The 24535-nt window shown below is 67.6% G+C and carries 27 protein-coding genes; 13 read left to right on the top strand and 14 right to left on the bottom strand.

Annotated elements, in window-relative coordinates:
• Positions 1 to 12: 12 nt before the first annotated feature.
• The 4 genes from dxs to ACX12F_RS12085 form a co-directional block, all read right to left on the bottom strand.
• Positions 13 to 1911 carry a 1-deoxy-D-xylulose-5-phosphate synthase gene (gene dxs / locus ACX12F_RS12100; protein WP_459369779.1) on the bottom strand — a complete coding sequence of 633 codons (1899 nt, stop codon included), beginning with the start codon at positions 1909 to 1911 and terminating at the stop codon, positions 13 to 15.
• Between the two features lie 36 nt (positions 1912 to 1947).
• Positions 1948 to 3225 carry a Na+/H+ antiporter NhaA gene (nhaA, locus tag ACX12F_RS12095; protein ID WP_459369778.1) on the bottom strand — a complete coding sequence of 426 codons (1278 nt, stop codon included), beginning with the start codon at positions 3223 to 3225 and terminating at the stop codon, positions 1948 to 1950.
• A gap of 64 nt (positions 3226 to 3289) precedes the next feature.
• The gene (locus tag ACX12F_RS12090) at positions 3290 to 4501 is read right to left on the bottom strand and encodes a class I SAM-dependent RNA methyltransferase (RefSeq protein WP_459369777.1); all 1212 of its coding nucleotides are present in this window, start codon (positions 4499 to 4501) and stop codon (positions 3290 to 3292) included.
• Complete coding sequence (locus ACX12F_RS12085) at positions 4498 to 6492, bottom strand: APC family permease (protein WP_459369776.1); 1995 nt, start codon at positions 6490 to 6492, stop codon at positions 4498 to 4500. Before ACX12F_RS12085 ends, ACX12F_RS12090 begins: the two co-directional genes overlap by 4 nt.
• A gap of 102 nt (positions 6493 to 6594) precedes the next feature.
• Here ACX12F_RS12085 and ACX12F_RS12080 point away from each other — a divergent pair, with 102 nt between their 5' ends.
• The gene (locus tag ACX12F_RS12080) at positions 6595 to 7269 is read left to right on the top strand and encodes a potassium channel family protein (protein WP_459369775.1); all 675 of its coding nucleotides are present in this window, start codon (positions 6595 to 6597) and stop codon (positions 7267 to 7269) included.
• Between the two features lie 9 nt (positions 7270 to 7278).
• The gene (locus tag ACX12F_RS12075) at positions 7279 to 7938 is read left to right on the top strand and encodes a potassium channel family protein (RefSeq protein WP_043393866.1); all 660 of its coding nucleotides are present in this window, start codon (positions 7279 to 7281) and stop codon (positions 7936 to 7938) included.
• On the opposite strand, the gene ACX12F_RS12070 is transcribed toward ACX12F_RS12075, so the two are convergent.
• Together ACX12F_RS12070 and ACX12F_RS12065 are read right to left on the bottom strand one after the other, a co-directional pair.
• Positions 7935 to 8675 (bottom strand): DUF3159 domain-containing protein, encoded by a 741-nt coding sequence (locus ACX12F_RS12070; protein WP_459369774.1) that lies wholly within the window; start codon positions 8673 to 8675, stop codon positions 7935 to 7937. The two genes, ACX12F_RS12075 and ACX12F_RS12070, sit on opposite strands and share 4 nt — an antisense overlap.
• On the bottom strand, positions 8672 to 9043 hold the full coding sequence (locus ACX12F_RS12065) for an OB-fold nucleic acid binding domain-containing protein (protein ID WP_138230190.1): 372 nt from the start codon (positions 9041 to 9043) through the stop codon (positions 8672 to 8674). Before ACX12F_RS12065 ends, ACX12F_RS12070 begins: the two co-directional genes overlap by 4 nt.
• Positions 9044 to 9228: 185 nt before the next feature.
• Between ACX12F_RS12065 and ACX12F_RS12060 the strand changes: the two genes are divergently transcribed.
• Positions 9229 to 9939 carry an alpha/beta hydrolase gene (locus ACX12F_RS12060; RefSeq protein WP_459369773.1) on the top strand — a complete coding sequence of 237 codons (711 nt, stop codon included), beginning with the start codon at positions 9229 to 9231 and terminating at the stop codon, positions 9937 to 9939.
• Here ACX12F_RS12060 and ACX12F_RS12055 read toward each other — a convergent pair.
• Together ACX12F_RS12055 and dut are read right to left on the bottom strand one after the other, a co-directional pair.
• Positions 9926 to 10687 carry a DUF3710 domain-containing protein gene (locus tag ACX12F_RS12055; RefSeq protein WP_459370327.1) on the bottom strand — a complete coding sequence of 254 codons (762 nt, stop codon included), beginning with the start codon at positions 10685 to 10687 and terminating at the stop codon, positions 9926 to 9928. The genes ACX12F_RS12060 and ACX12F_RS12055 overlap by 14 nt on opposite strands.
• Positions 10687 to 11151, bottom strand: coding sequence for a dUTP diphosphatase (gene dut / locus ACX12F_RS12050; protein WP_459369772.1), 465 nt, complete (start codon positions 11149 to 11151; stop codon positions 10687 to 10689). Before dut ends, ACX12F_RS12055 begins: the two co-directional genes overlap by 1 nt.
• A gap of 25 nt (positions 11152 to 11176) precedes the next feature.
• Here dut and ACX12F_RS12045 point away from each other — a divergent pair, with 25 nt between their 5' ends.
• Positions 11177 to 11668 carry a DUF3093 domain-containing protein gene (locus ACX12F_RS12045; protein ID WP_459369771.1) on the top strand — a complete coding sequence of 164 codons (492 nt, stop codon included), beginning with the start codon at positions 11177 to 11179 and terminating at the stop codon, positions 11666 to 11668.
• Between the two features lie 80 nt (positions 11669 to 11748).
• Here ACX12F_RS12045 and ACX12F_RS12040 read toward each other — a convergent pair whose 3' ends face one another.
• A complete protein-coding gene (locus tag ACX12F_RS12040) occupies positions 11749 to 12051 on the bottom strand; it encodes a DUF4193 domain-containing protein (protein ID WP_029105318.1) in 303 nt (100 codons plus the stop codon).
• A 162-nt stretch (positions 12052 to 12213) separates the two neighbouring features.
• On the opposite strand from ACX12F_RS12040, the gene cei reads away from it, so the two are divergent.
• Complete coding sequence (gene cei / locus ACX12F_RS12035) at positions 12214 to 12864, top strand: envelope integrity protein Cei (RefSeq protein WP_459369770.1); 651 nt, start codon at positions 12214 to 12216, stop codon at positions 12862 to 12864.
• A gap of 81 nt (positions 12865 to 12945) precedes the next feature.
• On the opposite strand, the gene ACX12F_RS12030 is transcribed toward cei, so the two are convergent.
• Positions 12946 to 13797: an inositol monophosphatase family protein gene (locus tag ACX12F_RS12030; protein WP_459369769.1), complete on the bottom strand. Its 852-nt coding sequence runs from the start codon at positions 13795 to 13797 to the stop codon at positions 12946 to 12948.
• A gap of 71 nt (positions 13798 to 13868) precedes the next feature.
• Here ACX12F_RS12030 and ppgK point away from each other — a divergent pair, with 71 nt between their 5' ends.
• The 3 genes from ppgK to ACX12F_RS12015 all read left to right on the top strand — a co-directional run bounded on the left by ppgK (position 13869) and on the right by ACX12F_RS12015 (position 17212).
• A complete protein-coding gene (gene ppgK / locus ACX12F_RS12025) occupies positions 13869 to 14657 on the top strand; it encodes a polyphosphate--glucose phosphotransferase (RefSeq protein WP_459369768.1) in 789 nt (262 codons plus the stop codon).
• A 191-nt stretch (positions 14658 to 14848) separates the two neighbouring features.
• A complete protein-coding gene (locus ACX12F_RS12020) occupies positions 14849 to 16285 on the top strand; it encodes an RNA polymerase sigma factor (protein WP_459370326.1) in 1437 nt (478 codons plus the stop codon).
• A gap of 423 nt (positions 16286 to 16708) precedes the next feature.
• Positions 16709 to 17212: a mycothiol transferase gene (locus ACX12F_RS12015; protein WP_459369767.1), complete on the top strand. Its 504-nt coding sequence runs from the start codon at positions 16709 to 16711 to the stop codon at positions 17210 to 17212.
• Positions 17213 to 17269: 57 nt separating this feature from the next.
• Here the strand turns inward: ACX12F_RS12015 and ACX12F_RS12010 are convergent, their stop codons facing one another.
• A complete protein-coding gene (locus ACX12F_RS12010) occupies positions 17270 to 18844 on the bottom strand; it encodes a histidine phosphatase family protein (RefSeq protein WP_459369766.1) in 1575 nt (524 codons plus the stop codon).
• A 115-nt stretch (positions 18845 to 18959) separates the two neighbouring features.
• Complete coding sequence (locus ACX12F_RS12005) at positions 18960 to 19343, bottom strand: DUF952 domain-containing protein (RefSeq protein WP_459370325.1); 384 nt, start codon at positions 19341 to 19343, stop codon at positions 18960 to 18962.
• Between the two features lie 154 nt (positions 19344 to 19497).
• Between ACX12F_RS12005 and ACX12F_RS12000 the strand changes: the two genes are divergently transcribed.
• On the top strand, positions 19498 to 19686 hold the full coding sequence (locus ACX12F_RS12000) for a DUF7455 domain-containing protein (RefSeq protein WP_459369765.1): 189 nt from the start codon (positions 19498 to 19500) through the stop codon (positions 19684 to 19686).
• Positions 19687 to 19749: 63 nt separating this feature from the next.
• Positions 19750 to 20712 carry a YihY/virulence factor BrkB family protein gene (locus ACX12F_RS11995; RefSeq protein WP_459369764.1) on the top strand — a complete coding sequence of 321 codons (963 nt, stop codon included), beginning with the start codon at positions 19750 to 19752 and terminating at the stop codon, positions 20710 to 20712.
• 10 nt (positions 20713 to 20722) lie between these two features.
• On the opposite strand, the gene ACX12F_RS11990 is transcribed toward ACX12F_RS11995, so the two are convergent.
• Positions 20723 to 20959, bottom strand: coding sequence for a DUF3039 domain-containing protein (locus ACX12F_RS11990; protein WP_029105322.1), 237 nt, complete (start codon positions 20957 to 20959; stop codon positions 20723 to 20725).
• 68 nt (positions 20960 to 21027) lie between these two features.
• Between ACX12F_RS11990 and ACX12F_RS11985 the strand changes: the two genes are divergently transcribed.
• The 3 genes from ACX12F_RS11985 to ACX12F_RS11975 all read left to right on the top strand — a co-directional run bounded on the left by ACX12F_RS11985 (position 21028) and on the right by ACX12F_RS11975 (position 23405).
• Entirely contained in the window at positions 21028 to 21405 is a 378-nt protein-coding gene (locus ACX12F_RS11985) for a DUF3099 domain-containing protein (RefSeq protein ID WP_459369763.1), read from the top strand.
• A gap of 166 nt (positions 21406 to 21571) precedes the next feature.
• Positions 21572 to 22531: a sigma-70 family RNA polymerase sigma factor gene (locus tag ACX12F_RS11980; RefSeq protein ID WP_459369762.1), complete on the top strand. Its 960-nt coding sequence runs from the start codon at positions 21572 to 21574 to the stop codon at positions 22529 to 22531.
• 184 nt (positions 22532 to 22715) lie between these two features.
• Positions 22716 to 23405 carry an iron-dependent transcriptional repressor DtxR gene (locus tag ACX12F_RS11975; RefSeq protein WP_459369761.1) on the top strand — a complete coding sequence of 230 codons (690 nt, stop codon included), beginning with the start codon at positions 22716 to 22718 and terminating at the stop codon, positions 23403 to 23405.
• Between the two features lie 31 nt (positions 23406 to 23436).
• On the opposite strand, the gene ACX12F_RS11970 is transcribed toward ACX12F_RS11975, so the two are convergent.
• Positions 23437 to 24501: a DUF4192 domain-containing protein gene (locus ACX12F_RS11970; protein WP_459369760.1), complete on the bottom strand. Its 1065-nt coding sequence runs from the start codon at positions 24499 to 24501 to the stop codon at positions 23437 to 23439.
• Between the last annotated feature and the right edge of the window lie 34 nt (positions 24502 to 24535).

The following is a 24535-nucleotide window of genomic DNA, read 5'->3' as shown; positions in this document are numbered from 1 at the left end:
CGGGAGGTTTGGTTATTGGGAAGTGATCTCGACCGAGGTGCCGAGGGCGGCGACCCAGCCGGTGACCTGGCGCGCGATGTCCTGATCGGTCAGCCCGAGCGACACCAAAACCTCGCTGCGGGTGGCGTGCTCCTGGAACTCCTGCGGCACACCGACATCGCGGCACGGGACGTCGATCTCGGCGTGGCGCAGCGACGCCGACACCGCGGATCCGATGCCACCGGCGACACCGTTGTCCTCAAGCGTGACAACGAGTTTGTGTGCCCGGGCCAGGTCGGCGATGACCGCCGGGACCGGCAGCACCCAGCGGGGATCGACCACCGTCACGCCGATGCCCTGTTTGCGCAGCCGGTCGGCCACCACGAGCGCCATCCGCGCGAACGCGCCGACCGCGACGAGCAGCACGTCGTCGGACAGGCCGTCGGCGGGCTCGGTCAGGATGTCGACACCGTGCTGGCGGCGAACCGCCGGGATGTCGTCGCCGACAGCACCTTTCGGGAACCGAACAGCGGTCGGGCCATCGGCGACGGCCAGGGCCTCGCCGAGTTCCTCACGCAGCCGGGCGGCGTCGCGCGGAGCCGCGACCTGCATGCCGGGCACGATGCCGAGCATCGACATGTCCCACACGCCGTTGTGGCTGGCGCCGTCGTTGCCGGTGACACCGGCGCGGTCGAGCACCATGGTGACGGGCAGCTTGTGCAGCGCCACGTCCATCATGATCTGGTCGAACGCCCGGTTCAGGAATGTCGAGTAGATGGCGACGACGGGGTGCATACCGCCCATGGCCAGGCCGGCGGCCGACGTCATCGCGTGCTGCTCGGCGATACCGACGTCGAAGAACCGGTCGGGGAAACGCTGCCGGAATGCGGACAGTCCCGTCGGGCCTGGCATGGCCGCCGTGATCGCGACGATGTCACGCCGCTTGGCGGCTTGCTTGATGAGCTCCTCGGAGAACACCGACGTCCAGCCGAGCACCGACTCAGCGGTGGAGCGGCCAGTGTGCGGGTCGATGATGCCGGTCGAGTGCATCTGCTCGGCTTCGTCGTTCTCCGCATGCGAATACCCCATGCCCTTGCGGGTGACGACGTGCACGATCACCGGCGCGTTGAACCCGCGGGCGTGCCGCAGGGCCGCCTCGACGGCGTGCTCGTCATGGCCGTCGATGGGCCCGACGTACTTGAGCCCCAGATCGGTGAACAGCGCCTGCGGTGCCAGCGCGTCCTTGATGCCGGCCTTGATGCTGTGCACGCACTGGTAACAGAACTCGCCGACGACGGGCACGCCGCGCAGCGCGTTCTTGCCGCGCTCGAGCGCCTTCTCGTAGCCGGGCTGCAGGCGCAGGGCGGCGAAGTGGTCGGCCAGGCCACCGATGGTCGGCGCATAGCTGCGGCCGTTGTCGTTGACGACGATGACGATGGGCCGGTTGGCGGCGGCGATGTTGTTGAGCGCCTCCCAGCACATGCCGCCGGTGAGCGCACCGTCACCGACGACGGCGACGACGTGCCGGTTGCGGTAGCCGGAGAGCTCGAAGGCCTTGGCCAGGCCGTCGGCGTAGGACAGCGCGGTGCTGGCGTGGCTGGACTCGACCCAGTCGTGTTCGCTCTCGGCGCGTGACGGATAGCCGGACAGCCCGCCCTTCATGCGCAGGGTCTCGAAGTCGGGGCACCGGCCGGTCAGCATCTTGTGCACGTAGGCCTGGTGGCCGGTGTCGAAGATGATCGGGTCGTGCGGAGAGTCGAAGACGCGGTGCAGGGCCAGCGTCAGCTCCACGACGCCTAGGTTGGGCCCGAGATGCCCGCCGGTGGCGGCCACCTTGTGCACCAGGAATTCCCTGATCTCGGCGGCAAGTTCGGTCAGCTGAGGCTGCGACAGGTGCGCCAGATCAGCTGGGCCGCGGACCTGTTCAAGCATTCCGACAGTCTACGCACGCGTACCGGGTAGAGCCGGTCAAGGCTGATAGATGTCCGGCACACCGTCGCCGTCGTCGTCGGCGGTCTCGCGCTCGTGGATGCGGCGGTATGCGGCGTTGCGGGACAGCAGCACCACCGCCGCCAGCATCCCCGCGATGACCGAACCGGTGAGCACGCCGATCTTGGCATCAGCGCTGGCGGCCGTGCCGGTACCGAACGCCAGCTCACCGATCAGCAGCGAGACCGTGAAGCCGATCCCGGCCAGCAGCGCCACGCCCGCGACGTCGAGCCAGCCCAGGCCGTCGTCGAGTTCGGCACCGGTGAACCGCGCGATCAGGAATGTGGTGCTGAACACACCGATGGCCTTGCCGAACACCAGCCCGAGCAGCACACCGGCGGTCACCGGATGACCCATCGCGTCGATGAGACCCGACCAACCGCCGACACTCACGCCCGCGGCGAAGAACGCGAACACCGGCACGGCCACCCCGGCCGACAATGGCCGCAGCGCGTGCTCGAACGTCTCGGCCGACGCATGCTTGCCCAGCACGGGTACCCCGAACCCGAGCAGCACGCCGGCCACCGTGGCGTGGATGCCGCTCGCGTGCACCAGCGCCCAGGTCGCCACCGCCAGCGGTAACAGCAGCCACCAGTGCCGGATGCCGCGCTGCACGGCCGCGACGAACAGCCCGCCGGGAACGACGGCCAGCGCCAACGCCACCGGGTTGAGGTGGTCGGTGTAGAAGCAGGCGATGACGATGATGGCCAGCAGGTCGTCGACCACCGCAAGGGTCAACAGGAACGTGCGCAGCGCGGTCGGCAGATGCGTCGAGATCACCGCGAGGACCGCGAGGGCGAACGCGATATCCGTCGCGATCGGCACCGCCCAGCCGTCCAGATTCTCGGGGTGCCCCAATGCCAGGTTCAGGCCGACGAAAATGGCGGCGGGCGCCAGCATGCCACCGACGGCCGCGGCGATGGGTAGCGCGGCACGCGCCGGGTCACGCAGGTCGCCGGCCACGAATTCACGTTTGAGTTCGACGCCGACAACGAAGAAGAAAATCGCCAGCAGGCCGTCGGCCGCCCACTCCGACAAGCTGAGCCGCAGGTGCCACGACTCGGGGCCGAACGCGAATTCGGACAGCGCGTGATAGCTGTGCGCGGCAGGCGAATTCGCCCACACCAGCGCCGTACCGGCGGCCAGCAACAGCAGGATGCCGCCGACGGTCTCCTTGCGCAGGATCTCGGTGAAACGCTGGGCTTCGGGCCAGCTGCCACGCGTCAGCAGCCGCCGGCGCGTATTGCGGTTGTTCATTGGGAATCTCCTGGGCAGCGTCGGACGGCGCCGACCAGGCTTCCCGGCACACCTGGGCGCAAACTTACCGGGTCAGCAGCGCGACGCACTCGACGTGGTGCGTCAGTGGGAACGAGTCGAAGACGCGGAGGTTGGTCACCCGGTAGCCGTGACCGCGGTACAGACCGATGTCCCGGGCGAAAGATGCTGCCTCACAACCGATGTGGATCACCCGCGGCACGCCTGCGGCGGCCAGCTGATCGATCACCTCGTGTCCGGCGCCGGTGCGCGGCGGGTCCAGCACGGCGACGTCGGCCGCCACCCGCTGCGTGCCCAGTGCCCGGCGCACCGAATCGGTCACCACCTCGACGCAACCCAGATCCCGCAACGCGGCCCGGGCCGCGCGCGCCGATCCGCGCGAGGTGTCGACCGTCAGCACCTTTCCGGACTCCCCCACCGAGCCGGCCAGCGCCGCGGCGAAAACGCCTGCGCCGCCGTACAAATCCCACGCCGTCTGCCCCTCGGAGAGCTCGGCCCAGTCGGCGACCAGCGCGCTGTAGGTGGTGGCGGCGTCGCGATGGGACTGCCAGAACGCCGTCACCGGCACGCGCCATTCCCGGTCGCCGACCCGCTGCACGGCTTCGTACTCGCCCGAGACCACTTCGGTCATGCCGGGTTTGTTCTTCTTGCCACCCCGCGGACCGGACCGCACGACGTGCCGGTGTCCGGTGTCGTCGAGCACCACGTGCAGGTGGGAACCGGGCGGTTGCAGCGGCAGATCGTCCAGCATCCCCGGCGGCACCTGAGCGCACGACAGATCGGTCACCAACTCGTCGCTGTGGTACCGGTGGAATCCGGCGCGGCCATCCGTACCGACCTCCAGACGCACCCGGGTGCGCCACCCCGTCGCGCCGACGGTGCCGACCTCCGCAGCCTCGAGATCACCCGCCTCGTAGCCACCGAGGCGGGCCAGCTGATTGGCCACCACCTCGCCCTTGAGCCGTCGCGCCGCGGCGGGATCGACGAAAGCCAGGTCGCAGCAACCGGACCCCTCGGACCCCGCGATCGGGCACAACGACTGCACCCGGTCGGGCGACGCTTCGAGCACCTCCAGTGCATCGGCGTGCCAGTACGCCCCCCGCTCGGACGTCACCTCGGCGCGCACCACCTCGCCGGGCAGCGCGTGGCGGACGAAGATCACGCGGCCGTCGTGGCGCGCCACGCAGCTGCCACCGTTGGCCGGGGGGCCGACCGTCAGTGTCACCAGCGAACGAAGCGACGAGATATGGTCGGTCACTCGATGATGCCCCGCCGGGTATCGCCGGGCGCCGAGCCCGGGGCCATGGTCACCTTGACGCGCTCCGACGAATTCAGCTGCCACGGCACGGAAGTCACCATCACGTTCGGGATGAACAGCAGCCGGCCCTTGAGCCGCAGCGCACTCTGGTTGTGCAAGATGTGCTCCCACCAGTGGCCCACCACGTACTCCGGGATGAACACCGTCACGACGGTGCGCTTCGACTCGGCGGTGATGCGCTTGACGTAATCGAGGATGGGCCTGGTGATCTCGCGGTAAGGCGAGGCGATGACCTTCAGCGGGACCGAGACATCGCTGTCTTCCCATTTGTGCACCAGCTCACGCGTCTCGGCGTCGTCGACGCTGACGGTGATCGCTTCCAGGACATCCGGGCGGGTGGCCCGGGCGTAGGCCAGGGCCCGCAACGTCGGGAGGTGCAGATTGGACACCAGCACCACGGCGTGGTTGCGGCTGGGCAGCACGACATCCTCGTCCGGCCCGGATTCGGTACGCAATTCCTGGGCGACGGTGTCGTAGTGCTTGTGGATCGCTTTCATCAGGACGAACAGCAAGCTCATCGCCAGGATCGCGATCCAGGCGCCGGCCAGGAACTTCGTCACGATGACCACCAGCAGCACGGTGCCGGTGCACAGGAAGCCGATGGTGTTGACGATCCGCGCGCGCTGCATACGGCGCCGCTCCGAGCCGTCGGTTTCGGTGCGCAGCAACCGGTTCCAGTGCCGCACCATGCCGATCTGGCTGAGGGTGAACGACACGAACACACCGACGATGTACAGCTGAATCAGCGCCGTGACCTCGGCGTTGAACGCCACCACGAAGGCAACGGCGGCGAATGCGAGAAACAGGATGCCGTTGGAGAACGCCAGCCGGTCACCGCGGGTGTGCAGCTGGCGGGGCAGATAGCGGTCCTGCGCGAGGATCGAGCCCAGCACCGGGAACCCGTTGAACGCGGTGTTGGCGGCGAGCACCAGAATGAGGCCCGTCACCCCGGCGATGGCGTACAGGCCGACCGGGAAGCCTTTGAAGATGGCTTCGGCCAGCTGCGTGACGACGGTCTTCTGGTGGTAATCGCCCGGCGCACCCACCAATTGGTCCACGTTGTCGGCCATCTTCAGACCGATCTTCTCGGCCAGCACGATGATGCCCATGAACAGCGACACCGCGATGGCGCCGAGCAGCAGCAGCGTCGTTGCCGCGTTGCGCGACTTGGGCTTCTGGAAGGCCGGCACGCCGTTACTGATCGCTTCCACACCAGTAAGGGCGGCACAACCCGACGAGAACGCCCGGGCCAGCAGGAACACCATCGCGAAACCCATCACGTCGCCGTGCTCGGACTTCAGAGTGAAGCCGGCCGATTCGGCCCGCAGCGGGTTACCGAGCACGAAAATCTGGATGAATCCCCAGGCCAACATGATGTACATACCGATCATGAAGGCGTAGGTGGGAATCGCGAACGCGGTACCCGACTCCCGGATGCCGCGCAGGTTGAGCGACGCCAGGATCAGGATCGCCAGCACCGAGAACAGCACCTTGTTCTGGGCGATGAACGGCACCGCCGACCCGATGTTGGACATCGCCGACGCCGTCGACACCGCGACCGTCAGCACGTAGTCGACCAACAGCGCGCTGGCCACCGTCAGCCCGGCGGTGTGCCCGAGGTTCGTGGTGACCACCTCATAGTCGCCGCCACCGGACGGATAGGCGTGCACGTTCTGCCGATAACTGGCGATGACGATAAGCATGACCCCGGCCACCGCGAGACCGATCCACGGCGCCATCGAATAGGCCGACAGACCGGCGACCGACAGCACCAGGAAGATTTCTTCCGGCGCGTAGGCCACCGACGACAGCGCATCCGACGCGAACACCGGCAGGGCGATACGTTTGGGCAGCAACGTGTGGGCGAGCTTGTCGCTTCGGAAGGGTCGGCCGATCACCAACCGTCGCGTAGCGGTCGAAAGCTTTGACACGGAGCCAAGGGTACGGCCCGGGGTCATTGGTTGTAGCGTTCGGACGAGCAGAGGCAAGATATTCGCTTCGAGGCCGGTTCCCGGCCCAGAAAGGATCGGCTGGTGCGAGTAGTCGTGATGGGCTGCGGCCGGGTTGGCGCATCGCTGGCAGACGGATTGGCCCGCATCGGCCACGAAGTCGCCGTGATCGACCGGGACAGGACCGCCTTCCACCGGCTGTCCCCCGAATTCCCCGGAGAACGCGTGCTGGGCATGGGTTTTGACCGCGACGTCCTGGAACGGGCGGGAATCGAAGAGGCCGGCGCGTTCGCCGCCGTGTCCTCCGGCGACAACTCGAACATCATTTCCGCCCGGGTGGCACGCGAGACCTTCGGCGTGCAGCGCGTCGTCGCGCGCATCTACGACGCCAAGCGCGCCGCGGTGTACGAGCGGCTGGGCATCCCCACGATCGCGACGGTCCCGTGGACCACCGATCGATTGCTGAATCTGCTGACCCGCGAGACCGAGACCACCAAGTGGCGGGATCCGTCGGGCAACGTCGGCGTCACCGAACTGTCCCTCCACGAGGACTGGGTCGGCTACCGCGTCACCGCGCTGGAAGGCGCGACCGGCGGCCGCGTCGCATTCCTCATCCGGTTCGGCAGCGGCGTGCTGCCGGACGCCAAGACCGTCATCCAGGCCGGCGATCAGGTGTACATGGCCGCGGTGTCGGGCCGCGTCGCCGAGGCCATCGCCATCGCAGCACTGCCGCCCGGCGACGACGTCGAAAGCCACTAGGGAGCGCACATGAAGGTCGCAATCGCGGGCGCCGGCGCCGTCGGCCGCTCCATCGCGCGGGAACTGGTCGATCACCACGAGGTGACGCTGCTGGAGCGCAATCCGGACCATATCGACGTCGACGCCGTGCCGGCGGCGCAGTGGCGTCTGGGCGACGCCTGCGAGCTGTCGCTGCTCGAGTCCGTCAAACTGCACGAATTCGACGTCGTCATCGCCGCCACCGGCGACGACAAGGCCAACGTGGTGGTCAGCCTGCTGGCCAAGACCGAGTTCGCGGTCCCCCGCGTCGTCGCCCGCGTCAACGACCCGCGCAACGAGTGGCTGTTCGACGACAGCTGGGGCGTCGACGTCGCGGTGTCCACGCCGCGCATGCTGGCGTCACTTGTCGAAGAAGCCGTGTCGGTGGGCGACCTGGTGCGCCTGATGAGTTTCCGCAAGGGCCAGGCCAACCTGGTCGAGATCACGCTGCCCGACGACACGCCGTGGGGTGGCAAGGCGGTCAAGCGGCTGCAGCTGCCGCGCGATGCCACCTTGGTGACCATCCTGCGCGGCCCGCGCGTGATCGTGCCCGAATCCGACGAGCCGCTCGAGGGCGGCGACGAACTGCTGTTCGTCGCCGTTGCCGAGGTCGAGCAGGAGCTGCGCAACCAGGTGCTGAACCCGAGTTAGTCCTCGGTGACGGCCTGCTCCGGGTGGTGCTCGGCGTCGCGGAGGGCGTGCTGAGCGGTGCGGATGGCCAGGTAGGACGCCAGCGCCGCCACCGCGGTGAGCGGCCAGCCCATGGCGATCCGGGCCACGCCGAGCAGGCCGGTCTGGTCCTGCCCGTACAGGTGGTTCTGGACCAGGAAGCGCGCCCCGAACACCAGCACCCAGACCGCCGTGGCGATGTCGAACGCCAGCACGGCACGCCGAACGTCACGCCAGCTGCGGTCGTGCCCGGTGACCCAGCTCCAGCCGTACCCGACCAGCGGGCGCCGGACCAGGATCGAGATCGCGAACGCCCCGGCATAGATCAGCGACGACCAGATGCCAAGCAGGAAATAGCCTTTCGAGGCGCCGATCAGGTAGGCGATCAGCGCGCTGATCCCGACGCCGATGAAGCCCGACACCGCCGGCTGCACCGATTCGCGGCGCGCCAGCCGCCAGACCAGGACGAGGCCGGCCACACCGAGCGCCGCATAGATCGCGGCGGTCAGCCCGAAGAAGCTGGATACGGGGACGAAGACGAGGACCGGCAGGGACGAATAGATGAGGCCGCTGAGGCCGCCCATCTGCTCGAGCAGGACGTGCGCTGTCAGCTTGGCGTCGCTGTCGTCCTGCTGGGCTTCAGCGACGGTTTCAGCGTCGGCCGCGCTCTGCGCTTCGGCCTGCTCGTTGTCCGCGGTCCCCTTGTCGGGGAATGTCACTTCTGAATCTCGTAATGCGGGTTGTAGATCGCTTTGGCCCCGCTGTCCAAGTTGCCCAGCCGGCCGTGGACCCGCAGGGTCCGGCCGGATTCGATACCCGGAATGCGCCGCTGACCCAACCAGACCAACGTGACCGTGTCGGTGCCATCGAACAGCTCGGCCCGTACGCCGCCCGAACAACCTTTGCCGTTGGTCTCGACACATCGCAATGTGCCCACCATCGTCACTTCTTGTCCGCGCGTACAGTCCGCCGCCCGCATGGCACCGGTGTTGAGGGCCTCGTCGTTCAGCTCCTGGACATCACTCTGTTCGAGGTCCTCGGTAAGCCGCCGGGTGAGTCGGCGCAAATAGCCTTCCGCCGTAGCCATGGTCTCTCCTGAGACTTGCTGCGAATCCACCATGGACCCGCTATCCAACCAACGTCACGCTAGACCTCTTGGTTCCGATTCGCCATTTCGGCGCGGGATATATCTCCGTTGTCCCGCTCAGTGGACCGCACACCCGGCCCGACCCCCTTGTCCGCGCTGTTCCGGCCGCCGGGCACCATCGAAGGATGACGGCCAACTTGCCAGGGATGACCGCGGTACTCCTGCCCGGAACGGGATCTGACGACGACTACATCCGCCGGGCCTTCGGCGGCGCCCTGGTCGAAGCCGGCGCCGTGGTGATCGCCCCACGGCCGCTGCCGGGCGACCTGATCGCCGGCTATCTCGAAGCGCTCGACGCCGCCGCACAGCACGGCCCGATCATCGTCGGTGGGGTGTCGCTGGGCGCCGCGGTGGCGACGAACTGGGCGCTCGAGCACCCCGACCAGTGCGTTGCCGTGCTGGCCGCCCTGCCCGCCTGGACGGGCGATTCCGACGGCGCACCGGCCGCGCAGGCCGCCCGCTACTCCGCGCGGCAACTGCGCGAGGTCGGGCTGGACGCGGCCGTCGCCGGCATGCGGGCGGGTAGCCCGGCCTGGCTCGCGGACGAACTGACGCGGTCGTGGACAGCGCAGTGGCCGGGGCTGCCGGACGCAATGGACGAGGCAGCGGCGTACGCCGGGCCGACTCGTGACCAGCTGGCAGAACTTCAGGTGCCCATGGGCGTCGCGGGGGCGGTCGACGATGCCGTCCACCCTGTCGCGGTCGCCGCGGAATGGGCCGTGGCGGCCCCCAGGGCCGCGCTGCGGACCGTCACCCTCGATGCGATGGGGGAACAGCCGACCGTGCTGGGCGATGCCTGCGTGGCCGCGTTGCGGGAGGCCGTCAGCCTCCTGTGATGGTGCCCATCTGCTGGGTGCGCAGCTGCTGCATGGCCGAGCCCTGCTCGCTGCGCCGGGCATCAGGCCCGGTTTCACCCTCGCCCATCGGTTGTTGTTCCTGCTGCATGTGCTGCTGCAGTTGTTCGAGCGCCTGCTGAGCCTGCTCCATCTGCTGCTGCGCCATCTGGGCGGCGGCCGCGCGCAACTGCTCCAGCAGCGGCTCGGACAGCTGCACCGGCAGTGGGCTACGGACCGGCAGCGGCGTGTCACCGCGGCGAATGACGGTGTCCGCCAACGAGGTTCGCGCCTCATCGGCGATGGCGTCGATGGTCTCCTCGGTGCCCACGACGACGCAACGCACCATCCACCGGTAACCGTCAGCGCCGATGAACCGCATCACGACCTGCGGCTGGCCGGGCTGCGGCACGGGCAAGCCCACAACCTCGCGGCCCCACGGCCCATCTTCGATCCGGGCCTGCGCGTTGTCATTGCGCAACGACTCGGCCAGTTCGGCGGCGATCTCACGCCACAACCCACCGGTCTTCGGCGCCGCGTACGCGGCCACGGAGAAGCGCCCGTTGGGCGTCATGATCCAGACGGCGTTCGGCACGCCCTGCTCGTTGACCTCGACGTTGAGTTGTGAACCGTCGGGCACCGGGACGAGCACCCCACCTAGGTCCAGGCGGGCCGCCTCAGCGTCGGCCGGGTCGTCGAAGTCCTCGACGTCGAAGGGGCCGTCTTCTTCGGAGTTGAACTCGAATACCATCACAAACTCGCATGTCCGCCGGAGGAACCGTGGCCGCCCGCGCCACGTGAGGTGTCTGCCAGCCCCGCCTCGTCGAACGACGTGAGCTCGACCAGCTCGGGCAGCTCGACCCGCTGCACCAGCAGCTGCGCGATCCGGTCACCGCGATGCACGGTGATGGGCTCGCTGGGATCGAGGTTGATGAGCGCCACCTTGATCTCACCGCGGTACCCGGCATCGATGGTGCCGGGCGCGTTGACGATCGAAAGGCCGACGCGGATGGCCAATCCCGAGCGCGGGTGCACCAGGCCGACCATGCCGTGCGGTATTGCGACGGCGATCCCCGTCGGCACCAACTCGCGCTGGCCGGGGGCCAGTTCGAGGTCGATTGCGCTGAACAGATCGACGCCGGCATCGCCGTCGTGAGCCCGGGCCGGCATCGGCAGATCCCGGTCCAACCGAACTACCGCCAGAGAGGTGGACACGACCGCACAGACTACCCTTGGCCGCGTGTCAGACACGCGAGCAGCCACCCAAACCGTCCGCTACCGGGAGCGGTTGACAGTGCCTTTGTGGTGGTGGTTACCGGGTTTCGGGTTGGCGGCCCTGATCGCACTGGAAGTGGTGCAGGGCGTGTCGGGGGTGCCGACGTGGGCGCCGTTCGCCGTGCTGCTGCCGGTCGCCGCGGCGACGCTGGTGTGGATGGGGCGCGTCGAGCTGCGCGTGGTCAGCACCGGAACCGGACCCAACGCCGAAACCGAGCTGTGGGTCGGACCGGCACACATCCCGACCAGCGTCATCTCCCGGTCGGCCGAGGTGCCGCGGTCAGCGAAGTCGGCGGCCCTGGGGCGGCAGCTCGACCCGGCCGCGTACGTCGTGCACCGGGCCTGGGTGGGCCCGTTGATCCTCGTGGTCCTCGACGATCCGGACGACCCCACGCCGTACTGGCTGGTGAGCACTCGCCATCCGGACCGCATCCTGGCGGCGCTGCAAGGGCGCTAGAACGCCCCTGAGACGCCGAATGGCCGGTTCCCGCACGCGGTAAGCGTGCGAAAACCGGCCATTCGGCTCTGCGTGGATCCCTAGGCGGCGCAGTCGGTGCAGATCATCACGCCGTTCTTCTCGCTGGCGAGACGGCTGCGGTGCTGCACCAGAAAACAGCTCGAGCAGGTGAACTCATCGGCCTGCTTGGGCACCACTCGGACCGAGAGTTCCTCGCCCGACAGGTCAGCGCCCGGCAACTCGAAGTTTTCGGCCGAGTCGGTCTCATCGACGTCGACGACGGCGGATTGCGCCTCGTTGCGCCGTGCTTTCAGCTCCTCCAGAGAGTCCTCGGAAACCTCGTCAGTCTCAGAACGCCGCGGGGCGTCGTAATCGGTAGCCATGGTCATCCCCTCCGTTACCTTGCAGCAGAGCTTTGTACCAGCGTCGAACGCTTCTACCAAATGATTCGTGCCCAGAAAGCGCGCCGATTGTATGTGATTTGCATCACACGCGCTAGGGGTGCTTGGTAATCACGCAGGAAGCGGGGCATCTACAGTGCACATGTGGTCGCTCAAATCACCGAGGGCACAGCCTTCGACAAGCACGGCCGGCCGTTCCGGCGGCGCAACTACGTGCCCGCCGCGGTTCTGTTCGCAGTACTCGCCGTGGCGACACTGGTCGCGTGGCTCGTCGTCGCCAACCAGCCGGCCGAAATCCACCAGGCGATCACCTGTAATCCCCCGCCGGCGCCCAGCGAGCCGAACCAGCCGAAGCTCGGCGAAGAGGTGTCGCAATCGTCGATGGTCAATGTGGTACCGGCCAAGCTCGCCGACACCAAGATCCGCGTGCTCAACGCCAGCGGACAGGGCGGCCAGGCCTCTGAGGTCGCCGGCGAGCTGCGCGACCTCGGATTCAGTCAGCCCGCGGCCAGCAACGACCCCGTGTATGCGAGCACCCGGATGGAATGCCAGGGCCAGATCCGGTTCGGGCCGGCCGGCAAGTCCGCCGCGGCCGCGCTGTGGCTCGTCGCGCCGTGCACCCAGCTGTTCCAGGACCAGCGGCCCGACGACTCCGTCGACCTGGCCATCGGCACCGAATTCAACGAGCTCGCCCACAGCGACGACATCGAGGCCATGCTGGCCAGCCTGAAGCCGGACGCGACCCAGCCGGCCGACACGTCGCTGTTGCCGAAGATCCACAGCGGGACCTGCTAGTCGTACGACGATCAAGCGGCGAGGTACGAGCCGCGATGTGGGGGCACCTCCCGCTGGCGGGGCGGGTGCGACCATTCGGCCCTAGCGGTAGCCGACCCGCTCCAACTGCCCGGCCAGCGCCGCGAACACCCCGGGTGCCGCGGCGACGACCAGGTCGTCGTCTTCGGCGCCCGGCGCGGGCAGTCGGACCACTGCGCCCGCTTCCTCGGCGATCAGTGCCGCAGCCGCCCAATCCCACACGTGCACACCGGATTCGAAGTACGCGTCGAGCTGTCCAGCGGCGACCATGCACAGGTCCAGGGCACACGAGCCGACCCGGCGGATGTCCCGCACCTCTGCCAAGAGCTCGGCCACCACACCGGCCTGGCGCCGCCGACGCGTGCGCTCGTAGGCGAACCCGGTCGCCACCAACGCCATCGGGAGTTCGTCGATGGCGTTGCAGCGCAAGACCGTTGACAGCCCGTCCCGGACGACCACGGCGCCGTGACCGCGCGCGGCCGAGAACACCGCTCCGGTCGCGACGTTGGCCACCGCACCGGCCACCGACACGCCGTCGATCTGCACGCCCACGGACACCGCATAGGCGCCCAGGCCGTACATGAAGTTCACCGTGCCGTCGATGGGATCGAGCACCCACACCGGCACCCCCGCCGGAGCCTGCGCCACGCCGCCTTCCTCCTCGCCCAGGATCGCGTCGTCCGGCCGCAGTGCCGCCAGGCGCTCCCGCAGCAGCCGCTCCGTTTCGGTGTCGACCACCGTCACCGGATCGGTCGGACTGCTCTTGGTGCGTACCGCGCCGCGGTCCTGCTGGGCACCGGCGAAAACCTCACTGCGCCGCCGGCGGACGAATCCGGCGGCCTCGGTCGCCAACTGCTCGGCGAGCGCGCGCAGCGCAGCAGGTGCGGTGCCGCTTTCGGGTTCGCGTGCTGTCATGACACCTATCGCAGCACACGCGGTTAGGGTGTGGGTCGCGCCCTGTAGCCCACCCCCTCCAAGGAGTGCAGATGACCGAGACGCCCATCGCGACGACAGACGGCTCGCAGCATCGAGCGCTGGGCATCGACGTCGGCGGCAGCGGCGTCAAGGGCGGCATCGTCGATCTGGAGACCGGCCAGTTGATCGGTGAGCGCTTCCGGCTCCCCACCCCGCAGCCGGCCACTCCCGAAGCCGTCTCGGAAACCGTCGCCGCGGTGGTCCGCGAGTTCGGCTGGACCGGACCGCTGGGGGTCACCTACCCGGGCGTGGTGACTGACGGCATCGTGCGCACCGCGGCCAACGTCGACAGCAGCTGGATCGGCACCAATGTCCGGGACATGTTCGCCTCGCGGTTGCACGGCCAGGACGTGACCGTGCTCAACGACGCGGACGCCGCCGGACTGGCCGAGCAGAAGTTCGGCGCGGGCCGGGACGTGCACGGCCTGGTCGTGTTGCTGACGTTCGGCACCGGCATCGGTTCGGCGGTGATCTACGACGGCGTGTTGCTGCCCAACACCGAGTTCGGCCACATCGAGGTCGACGGCAAGGAAGCCGAGCACCGCGCCGCGTCGTCGGTCAAGGAGCGCAAGGACTGGTCGTACGAACGCTGGACCGTGGAGGTCACCAAGGTGCTTGTGGCGGTCGAAAACGCCATCTGGCCGGACCTTTTCATCGTCGGCGGTGGCATCAGCAAGAAGGCCGACAAGTGGGTGCCGCTGCTGAAGAACCGCACGCCGGTGGTCGCCGCGACGCTGCAGAACTCGGCCGGCATCGTGGGCGCGGCGATGGCCGCCGACGGCGCTCTGCACCACCATTAGCAGCCCGCCAACGCACCGAACCTGCCGCTGATACGGCTTCCGGGCACTATGTCGTTACAATGGTCAACGGCGGCCGCCTGAACGGATAGCGGCGAACATCCGATCGAAGATCGACGCCAATATTCGACAGCCGACGCTTTTCGGTGGCGCACGCCCACGCCACCGATGTACGAAAGACCGAAAGGGTGGCCGTGGTAGCGACCAAAGCCAGCGAGACAGCCGACGAGCCGGTGAAGCGCACCACCAAAGCCCCAGCGAAGAAGGCGGCCGCGAAGGCCGCGCCGGCCAAGCGCGCCGCCAAGGCCCCCGCCAAGAAGGCTGCGGCGAAAGCCCCCGCCAAGCGCGGCCCCCGCAAGGCCACTGACTCGACCAAGCCCGAGGACGGCATCGGCACCGACGACGCCACCGACGTCGACGATCTCGCCGTCGAGCCCGGCGACGATCTGGACGTCGACGACGCCGACCTGGAACTCGACGACGAACTCGAGGCCGACGTCAGCGATGACGACGAAGACGACACCGAAGACGGTGTAGCCGACGGGGATGCCCCCGCGGAAAGCGCCAAGGCCGCCCCCAAAGCCCCCGAAGGCGACGAGTCCGATGACACCGCCGAGCTGTCCGAGAAGGACAAGGCATCCGGCGACTTCGTCTGGGACGAAGAGGAATCCGAGGCGCTGCGTCAGGCCCGCAAGGACGCCGAACTCACCGCATCCGCCGACTCCGTGCGCGCCTACCTCAAGCAGATCGGCAAGGTCGCGCTGCTCAACGCTGAGGAGGAGGTCGAACTCGCCAAGCGCATCGAAGCCGGCCTGTACGCCACTCAGCTGATGTCAGAGCTGATGGAGAAGGGCGAGAAGCTGCCCGCCGCGCAGCGTCGCGACATGCAGTGGATCTGCCGTGACGGCGACCGCGCCAAGAACCACCTGCTGGAAGCCAACCTGCGTCTGGTGGTGTCGCTGGCCAAGCGCTACACCGGTCGCGGCATGGCGTTCCTGGACCTGATCCAGGAGGGCAACCTCGGTCTGATCCGTGCGGTCGAGAAGTTCGACTACACCAAGGGCTACAAGTTCTCGACCTACGCCACCTGGTGGATTCGTCAGGCCATCACGCGTGCCATGGCCGACCAGGCTCGCACGATCCGTATCCCCGTCCACATGGTCGAGGTCATCAACAAGCTCGGCCGCATCCAGCGTGAGCTGCTGCAGGACCTGGGTCGCGAACCCACGCCCGAAGAGCTGGCCAAGGAAATGGACATCACGCCGGAGAAGGTGCTGGAGATCCAGCAGTACGCGCGTGAGCCCATCTCGCTGGACCAGACCATCGGCGACGAGGGCGACAGCCAGCTCGGCGACTTCATCGAGGACAGCGAAGCCGTGGTGGCGGTGGACGCCGTGTCGTTCACGCTGCTGCAGGACCAGCTGCAGTCGGTGCTCGAGACCCTGTCCGAGCGTGAGGCGGGCGTCGTCCGGCTGCGCTTCGGCCTCACCGACGGCCAGCCGCGCACCCTCGACGAGATCGGCCAGGTCTACGGCGTCACGCGTGAGCGCATCCGTCAGATCGAGTCGAAGACCATGAGCAAGCTGCGGCACCCGTCGCGCTCGCAGGTCCTGCGCGACTACCTGGACTAACCCCGCTCAACGAACTGCCCCGAGACTGCGGTTTCGGGGCAGTTTTCGTAGTCAGCGGGTCAGCAGGGCACGCACCTGTTGCCGTTCCAGATCCACCCCGCGCCGCACCCGTGGTCGCCGGTTTCGCCGCGACAGTTCATCGGTTGCGCTGCGACCGTCGGCTGTGGACTGAAGGTCGTGGTATCAGTTGAGCTTTGCGCCGCCTGGGCGACGGATGTCGGGCCGACGGGCGCGACCAGCAGCGCGGCAGCGGCAAGAGCCAGGACAGTTTTGGTGTGCATGAAAGCCTCCGGCGTCGGGTCACTGGTTGGATTCGAACCGTCAAATTTTACGCTCGCGTCAGATTGATGACCAGAGGCCGGACTCCCCCGCTGCCCAAAAATCTGAGGCGGGAAAAGTCCTGCGTGTGAAAAGCTCTCGCGCATGCCAACCTCGGAACACCCATTGGGCCAAGCACTGCTGGACGTTTCGGCCGAATGCTTCACCTCGATGGCCGACATCCTCACGGTCCTCGGTGACGACCTCGCCAACCGGCGGCCCGACCTCGCCGGCGCGAACAGCTGCTACGCAATCGTCAACCACTGCATCGGCGTGGTCGACTACTGGGCGGGCTCTTTCATAGCCGGACAACGAATCCCACGGGACCGCGACAGCGAGTTCACCGCCACGGGGCGGGTCGACGAGCTGTTGGAACGGCTGACGGCCCTGCAGCAGCGCCTCCCCGTCTGGGTCGAGGTGGCGGTCACCGAAGGAATCCGGGACCGCTCGGTGGCCGACGGGGTGCGTGGCGGTACCACCCGCGCCACGGTGCTGGCCACCGCCACCCCGGAGTGGGCACTGCTGCACATCCTGCACGACATCGCACAGCACGTGGGGCACTTGGAGATCACCAGGGACCTGCTGCTCTCCGCCCACCCGCAGGGCTGACGCAAACCGACCCCCTTCTCCGAGGAGAAGGGGGTCGATCCGTCCGACCGGGAGCCGTCAGTCGGCGGTTCCAGCGCCGGCGTTGGCATTGGCATTGGCCTTGGCAGGCTCGGCTTTGGCCTTCGCCTCGGCTTTCTTCGCCTCGGCTTTCTTCGCCTCCGCAGCGGCCTTCTTGGCGTCAGCCTTGGCCTTGGCTTCGGCCTTCTTGGCCTCCGCCGCAGCCTTCTTCTCATCGGCCTTGGCCTTGGCCGCGGCCTTCTTCGCCTCCGCCGCAGCCTTCGTGTCGTCAGCCTTGGTGTTGGCCTTGTCAGCCGTGGCCTGACCTTCAGCCTTGGCAGCGTCGGCACCAGACTGGGCCCCATCGGCACCAGACTGGGCCCCATCGGCCGTGACCTGACCCTCGACCTTGTTGTCCGAAGCCGGGGCGTCGGCAACCTTGGCCGGCGAGTCACCCGTCCGAACCGCCGCCGCAGCCTTGGCCGCGACTGGAGCCGGAGCAGAGAACGCCGCCGGCGAGGCCGCAGCGCCCGAGGTCAGGGCGGTAGTCTGCGTGCCCGCAGCCGGAGCAGACGGCGCCAGCTTCTTCTGCAGGTTGTCGATGGCCGTGGTGACACCACCAATGACCTGCGCGTTGATGGCGCGGACGAACTTGGCCGTCGAGAACAGCGCGTCGGCCGCCCCGTGGTTGATCGCGGTCAGGATCGTGCCGACGTTTCCGATCTGGAACGCCGCGGCGACATCCTGCACCACCGAGTTGAGCTGGCGGCTCAGCGTGCGGACCTGGGTCAGCACCTGCTCGATCGGCCCCTTCTGCATGCCGGCGATCTTGACGCCGTTCCATTCGACCAGGTTCCAGCCGTCTTCGGGGTTGCCCTCGACGACGACTACGCCCGTGTTGCCGAGCGGATGCTGGGTGAACAGCATGATCTTCTGCTCAGCGCTCAGATTCTTGGCGTTCATCATCGTCCAGATCATGATGGTGCCGCCGTGCGAGAACACCGCCGCGTTGCGATCGCCGTTGTTGTAGATCGTCTGCAACGCGCCGTTGACCCGGTCCTCGAACTGATGGCCGTTGAGACCGGTCGTCGGATCCGCCGCCGACGGGATGAACGCGTCCAGGTTCGGGGTGATCGGGTTGAAGCTGATGTTGGGCGGCGGGCTCACCGACAGACCCGCCCAGGCCAGCGGCGCCGTCAGGTAGCCGAAGATGCCGGCGCGCTCCGGAGTGCCTTCGTACTTGCCGGCTTCGATCTCCTGCAGGCCAGGCAACACCTGGATCGGCAGACCCAGGTACTGCGACAGCGGCGTCGCCGTCTGCTGCGTCCGAACCATCGTGGACGCGTAGATGGCGTCGAAGTTACGGTCGCCGAGCTTGGCCGCGATGTCCTTGGCCTGCTGCTGGCCGTCCGGCGTCAGAACCGGACCCGGCACCTGGGTGTCGATGTTGCCCGAGGTGTTCCCATACGACTGACCGTGCCGAATGAACGTGATGGTCATGTTCTCGGCCGCCCATGCCGGCAGCGCCGACATGACCAGAAGGGCGATCGCCGCCAGGGCGACACCGAGTCCCTTCAGCCTCCGTGCGCGACGGCGCTTACCGGCCGCGTCTTCAGGATTGGTGTGGTTGATCATGCCCTCTCACCGGTTCGGGGATATTTACGCGCGAGATCGTGCCAATCCCCTGATCGTGATTCGGACCGCATTCCCAATGAGTGGACAGATTTCTCAAAGTGTCATTCGGTTTCCGTCAACCAGAACCACGAGTGCCGAAATTCGCCGGTAGGACCACAAAAGCGCCGTCGGCACCAGGCTGGTAGGGCACGGTGCAGGTCACCGCGGCGACGGGCAGAGCCCCATACAGATGGGGAAAGAGCATCGAGGCGGGATCCGTCGGCACCCCGGGCTCCCAGCGAACCGGTGACCCCAGTAGCTGCGGGTCACACACCAGGAGGATCAGGTCGGAGTGACCGCGGTAGAGGCGGTTGGCCGGCAGGTGGACCTGTTCCGGCGCCGACAGGTGGACGAACCCGACCTCGGCAAGCGACGGCGGCCGAAGCTCGCCATCGAACTGAGCACGGGCCCAATCCGTTTCACTACACAGATGAACGAGGACTGCGGGCTCGGCGATCATGCGGTCAGCCTGCCGCGCCCGCAACTCCAGAGATAGGTGAGACACGACACACCCGTGAACACCTGGGGAACAACGCTGGAATCCAAATCGTCTGACAGAGTAGAGATGTGTAACCGGCAAAGCGCCCAGGCGGCGACGAGCAGAAGGAGGCGCCATGAACGCAACTCTGACGGGCCCGACACTGACACGGGCCGACCGCTGCGACCGGTGCGGTGCCGCCGCCCGCGTTCGCGCTACCCTGCCGTCCGGCATGGAACTTCTGTTCTGCCAGCACCACGCCAACGAACACGAATCCAAGTTGGTCGAGTTGGCCGCCGTGCTGGAGATCAGCGCCGAGGACTGAGTGACCCGCCGGTCACCTCAAATACAGTCCTGATGGGATCTCTTCGGTAATGCTGGTCTGGTCATGAACGACCAGACGCAGCCGATCAAGCCGACACGTCATCACGTGCTTCGGGTCATCCGGCGCACGCTGGCGAAAAGCTGGGACGACTCGATCTTCTCGGAGTCCGCTCAGGCGGCGTTCTGGTCGGCGCTGTCCCTACCGCCCCTGTTATTGGGCATGTTGGGCAGCTTGGCGTACGTGGCTCCGTTGTTCGGTGCCGAGACGCTGCCGATGATCCAGGAACAGCTGATCGGGACGGCGAAGAACTTCTTCTCGCCGAACGTGATCAACGAGATCATCCAGCCGACCGTCCGCGATATCGCGGTGGGCGCCCGCGGCGAGGTGGTGTCCCTAGGGTTCGTCATCTCGCTGTGGGCGGGCTCATCGGCGATCTCGGCGTTCGTCGACGCCGTCGTCGAGGCCCATGACCAGACGCCGCTGCGCCATCCCGTGCGGCAGCGGTTCTACGCTCTCGGGCTGTATCTGGTCATGCTGCTGTTCGTGATCGCGACCGCTCCGGTGGCCGCCATCGGACCGATGAAGATCGCCCAGCACATTCCCGAAACCTGGGCCAACGCAATGAAGTACGGGTACTGGCCGGCGCTGCTACTGGGCATCATGCTGGCCGTGACGGTGCTCTACCGGGTGTCGCTGCCCAAACCACTGCCGACGCATCGGCTGCTGTTCGGGGCGGTACTGGCGACCGTGGTCTTCGTGGTGGCGACGGTGGGGCTGCGGTTCTACCTGACCTGGATCACCGAGACCGGCTATACCTACGGCGCACTGGCGACGCCGATCGCGTTCCTGCTGTTCGCGTTCGCGCTGGGCTTCGCGATCATGCTCGGCGCCGAACTCAATGCCGCGATCCAGGAGGAATGGCCGGCGCCGGACACGCATGCCCGGCGCCTGCGCGAATGGCTCGAGGAGAAAACCGAGACCCTCACCGGCGATCAGCCCGTGGAGCCGGCGGAGCCGCCGGCCTGACGGGCTGCGGCTACTTCTTCATCTGTTCGTAGATGCGCTTGCAGTCGGGGCACACCGGCGAACCGGGCTTGGGCGACTTGGTCACCGGGAACACCTCGCCGCACAGCGCGACGACATGGGTGCCCATGACAGCGCTCTCGGCGATCTTGTCCTTCTTGACATAGTGGAAGTGCTTAGGTCGGTCGTCGTCCGTACCGTCGTCGACCTGTTCATCGGAATCGGTGCGTTCGAGGGTGTCGGTCTGCATGGACTCATTGTGGCACTTCGGGCGAACCGGTCGCGGCGGCACGGAGCCGGATGTGGGACAGTAGAGAGATGAAACACGGCCCTGAGCTGAGTTTCGACGACGACGGTCGGCCGGTCCTCATCACTCGCGCAGCACCCGCCTACGAAGAGCAGCACCGAGCCCGCGTGCGCCGCTACCTGACCATCATGTCGTTCCGCATACCGGCGCTGTTGCTGGCCGCCCTGGCCTACAGCATCTGGCACAACGGCCTGATCTCCCTGGCCATCCTCATCGCATCCATCCCGCTGCCCTGGATCGCGGTGCTCATCGCCAACGACCGGCCGCCGCGCACCGCAGAGGAGCCGCGCCGCTACGACGCGGGCCGACGGGCACCCATGGTCCCGGGCGCTGAGCGCCCCGCAATCGAGGACGGGCATCACGTCATCGACGGCGACGTCGAGCCCTGACCGCCACCTGAGTTTCATTCTTTCTCCTTTCTAAGGACATTCTCAGGTCGACCGCGAAAAACCGCAGGTCAGAGGCCATGCGCAGAGAAGACTTCGGGAACTTCTCCTGCTGCTTCCGCGTTGAAGCAAGTGACAGTTCGAGCTGAGCACGAGCAGGAGGCCGCAAATGGCAAAAGCCACCACAAGCCGTATCGATTCCGACCTTGACGCCCAGAGTCCCGCCGCGGACCTGGTGCGCGTCTACCTGAACGGCATCGGTAAGACCGCCCTGCTCAATGCCGAGGACGAGGTGGAACTGGCCAAGCGGATCGAGGCGGGCCTGTACGCGGCGCATCTGCTGGAGACCAAGAAGCGACTCGGCGACAACCGCAAGCGCGACCTGGCGGCCGTCGTCCGCGACGGCGAGGCCGCGCGCCGGCATTTGCTCGAAGCCAACCTGCGCCTCGTGGTCTCGCTGGCCAAGCGCTACACCGGCCGCGGCATGCCGCTGCTCGACCTCATCCAGGAAGGCAACCTCGGCCTCATCCGGGCGATGGAGAAGTTCGACTACGCCAAGGGCTTCAAGTTCTCGACGTACGCCACCTGGTGGATTCGTCAGGCGATCACCCGCGGCATGGCCGACCAGAGCCGCACCATCCGGCTGCCCGTCCACCTCGTGGAGCAGGTCAACAAGCTGGCGCGGATCAAGCGCGAAATGCACCAGAGCCTGGGCCGTGAAGCCACCGACGAAGAACTCGCCGAAGAGTCGGGCATCCCGGTCGAGAAGATCAACGACCTCCTCGAGCACAGCCGCGACCCGGTGAGCCTGGACATGCCGGTCGGCACCGACGAGGAAGCCCCGCTCGGCGACTTCATCGAGGACTCCGAGGCGCTCTCCGCCGAGAACGCCGTGATCTCGGAGCTGCTGCACACGGACATCCGGCACGTGCTGGCGACCTTGGACGAGCGCGAACAGCAGGTGATCCGGCTGCGGTTCGGCCTCGATGACGGTCAGCCCCGCACGCTGGACCAGATCGGCAAGCTGTTCGGCCTGTCGCGTGAGCGGGTCCGGCAGATCGAGCGCGAGGTCATGTCGAAGCTCCGCAACGGCGAGCGTGCCGAACGGCTGCGGGCTTACGCGAGCTGACCGCACACCCATAACTGCACACCCCTGGTGCCCGCCGGCTGCTCCGGCGGGCACCGTTTTCGGTGCCCCATCCGGTCGTTGCCGATCGCCACACGCACCACACCGCCGCTGCGCCGTGGTGGATGCCTGCCTGACCCGGCCAAACCGGTAAGCTGGCACGCGGCGGAGGCCTGGAGGATTTGGCATGAACGATCTGATCGATACGACCGAGATGTACCTGCGGACGATCTACGACCTCGAAGAAGAGGGCGTGGTGCCGCTGCGTGCGCGCATTGCCGAACGACTCGAGCAGAGCGGCCCCACCGTCAGCCAGACGGTATCGCGGATGGAGCGCGACGGCCTGCTGCACGTCGCCGGTGATCGCCACCTGGAACTGACCGACAAGGGCCGCTCGCTGGCGGTGTCGGTGATGCGCAAGCACCGGCTTGCCGAGCGACTGCTGGTCGACGTGATCGGCCTGCCGTGGGAAGAAGTGCATGCCGAGGCGTGCCGTTGGGAACACGTGATGAGCGAGGACGTCGAACGCCGCCTGGTCCAGGTACTCGACAACCCGACCACGTCCCCGTTCGGCAACCCGATCCCGGGCCTCGCCGAACTCGGCGTCATGCCGACGGGCGACTCCGACGTCAGCCTCGTCCGGCTCACCGAACTGCCCACCGGATTCCCGGTCGCCGTCCGGGTACGCCAGTTGACCGAACACGTCCAGGGCGACGCCGATTTGATCGCGCGGCTCAAAGACGCCGGGGTTGTCCCGAACGCGCGCGTCACGGTGCAGGCCACCGAGCACGGCAGCGTCCTGATCGTCATCCCCGGACACGAGCAGGTCGAACTGCCGCATCACATGGCGCATGCCGTCAGGGTCGAAAAGGTCTGACCACAAAGTTCCGCTCGCTCGCCTCGACCCGTCACGCCGACCTGCCGAAGATCTTGCGCGGAGGCATCTGCACGCCGAGCCGCTCCGCCAGCTTGTACCCGGTGAGCGCCAGTTCCCGGATCCGGTCCGGGCGCATGCCGGACTGCAACGCCATATCGAGCATGCCGGCCATCCGGTGCCCGCTGTCGACGTCCAGCGCCGCCTGCAGCGCGACCCCCGCGAGCGGGCCGTCACCGCGGGCGTAGGCACTGAACGCCAGCAACACCAGCGCCTCGACGCGCCACGGCGCGGGCAACATGCGTGTCAGCGTCGCCCACACCGACTCGGCAGACGCGGCGTTCTCCCCTACCGCCAAGGCATACAGCGTGTCCCGCACCCGCGAGTCCGCCACCGCGCAGGCCAGGCGCACCGCGTCGTCATCGGTCAACGGTGACCCGTCGGGCGCACCGCTGGCGCAGGCCACGGCATGCTCGACGTCGGCGCGCACCTCGGAATCTGTGCGGCCCGGGTAATCCACTGGCGCAGCATGTTTTTCGATAGCCGACCGGAGCGCTTCAGCACGCTGCGGATCGGTGACCGCGACGACGTCGACGAGGTCCGCGCGCCGGGCATAGAGGCGCCTGCCGTCGAGCACCGCGGCCATGGTGACGGGTGACGACTCCGGATCCTCGACCACGCCCGCGTTCCCGCAACCGTCGGCGCAGTACCACCGGCCACCGACAGCCACCCGGTCGACGACGTGGACGGCGAACAGCTCGATGCCCTGATCGGACAACGCCTCGTCGAGTTCGTGGCTCACTTCGCGGTAGAGGTCGGCGCACATCGGACAGTCGACGCTCGCCTCGTCCACGATTACCGCGACGGCCGCATCCGCATCCGCCGCGGCGGCCATGCCGGAGAGATGTCCGAGCGCGGCGGGCAAGGCGCCCCAGAATCCTTCGGACAGATCCACCCTCAACACCGCGCCCATCTCGCCGCCGATGACGGTGACGAGCACCAATGATTGCTCCGGCGCAAAGCCCAGAACAGCGGGGACCGCAGCGATCAGAGCGCCGGGCCGGTTCAGTTGGAAATCGAATGAGCTGAAAGTTGTCATGTTCAGAACGTGGCAGCGCGGTCCGTCAGGAATC

The organism is Mycolicibacterium sp. HS_4_1, assembly GCF_054515875.1.
The sequence above is the reverse complement of the archived record's forward strand: the minus strand, read 5'-3'. Positions and strand labels throughout refer to the sequence as shown.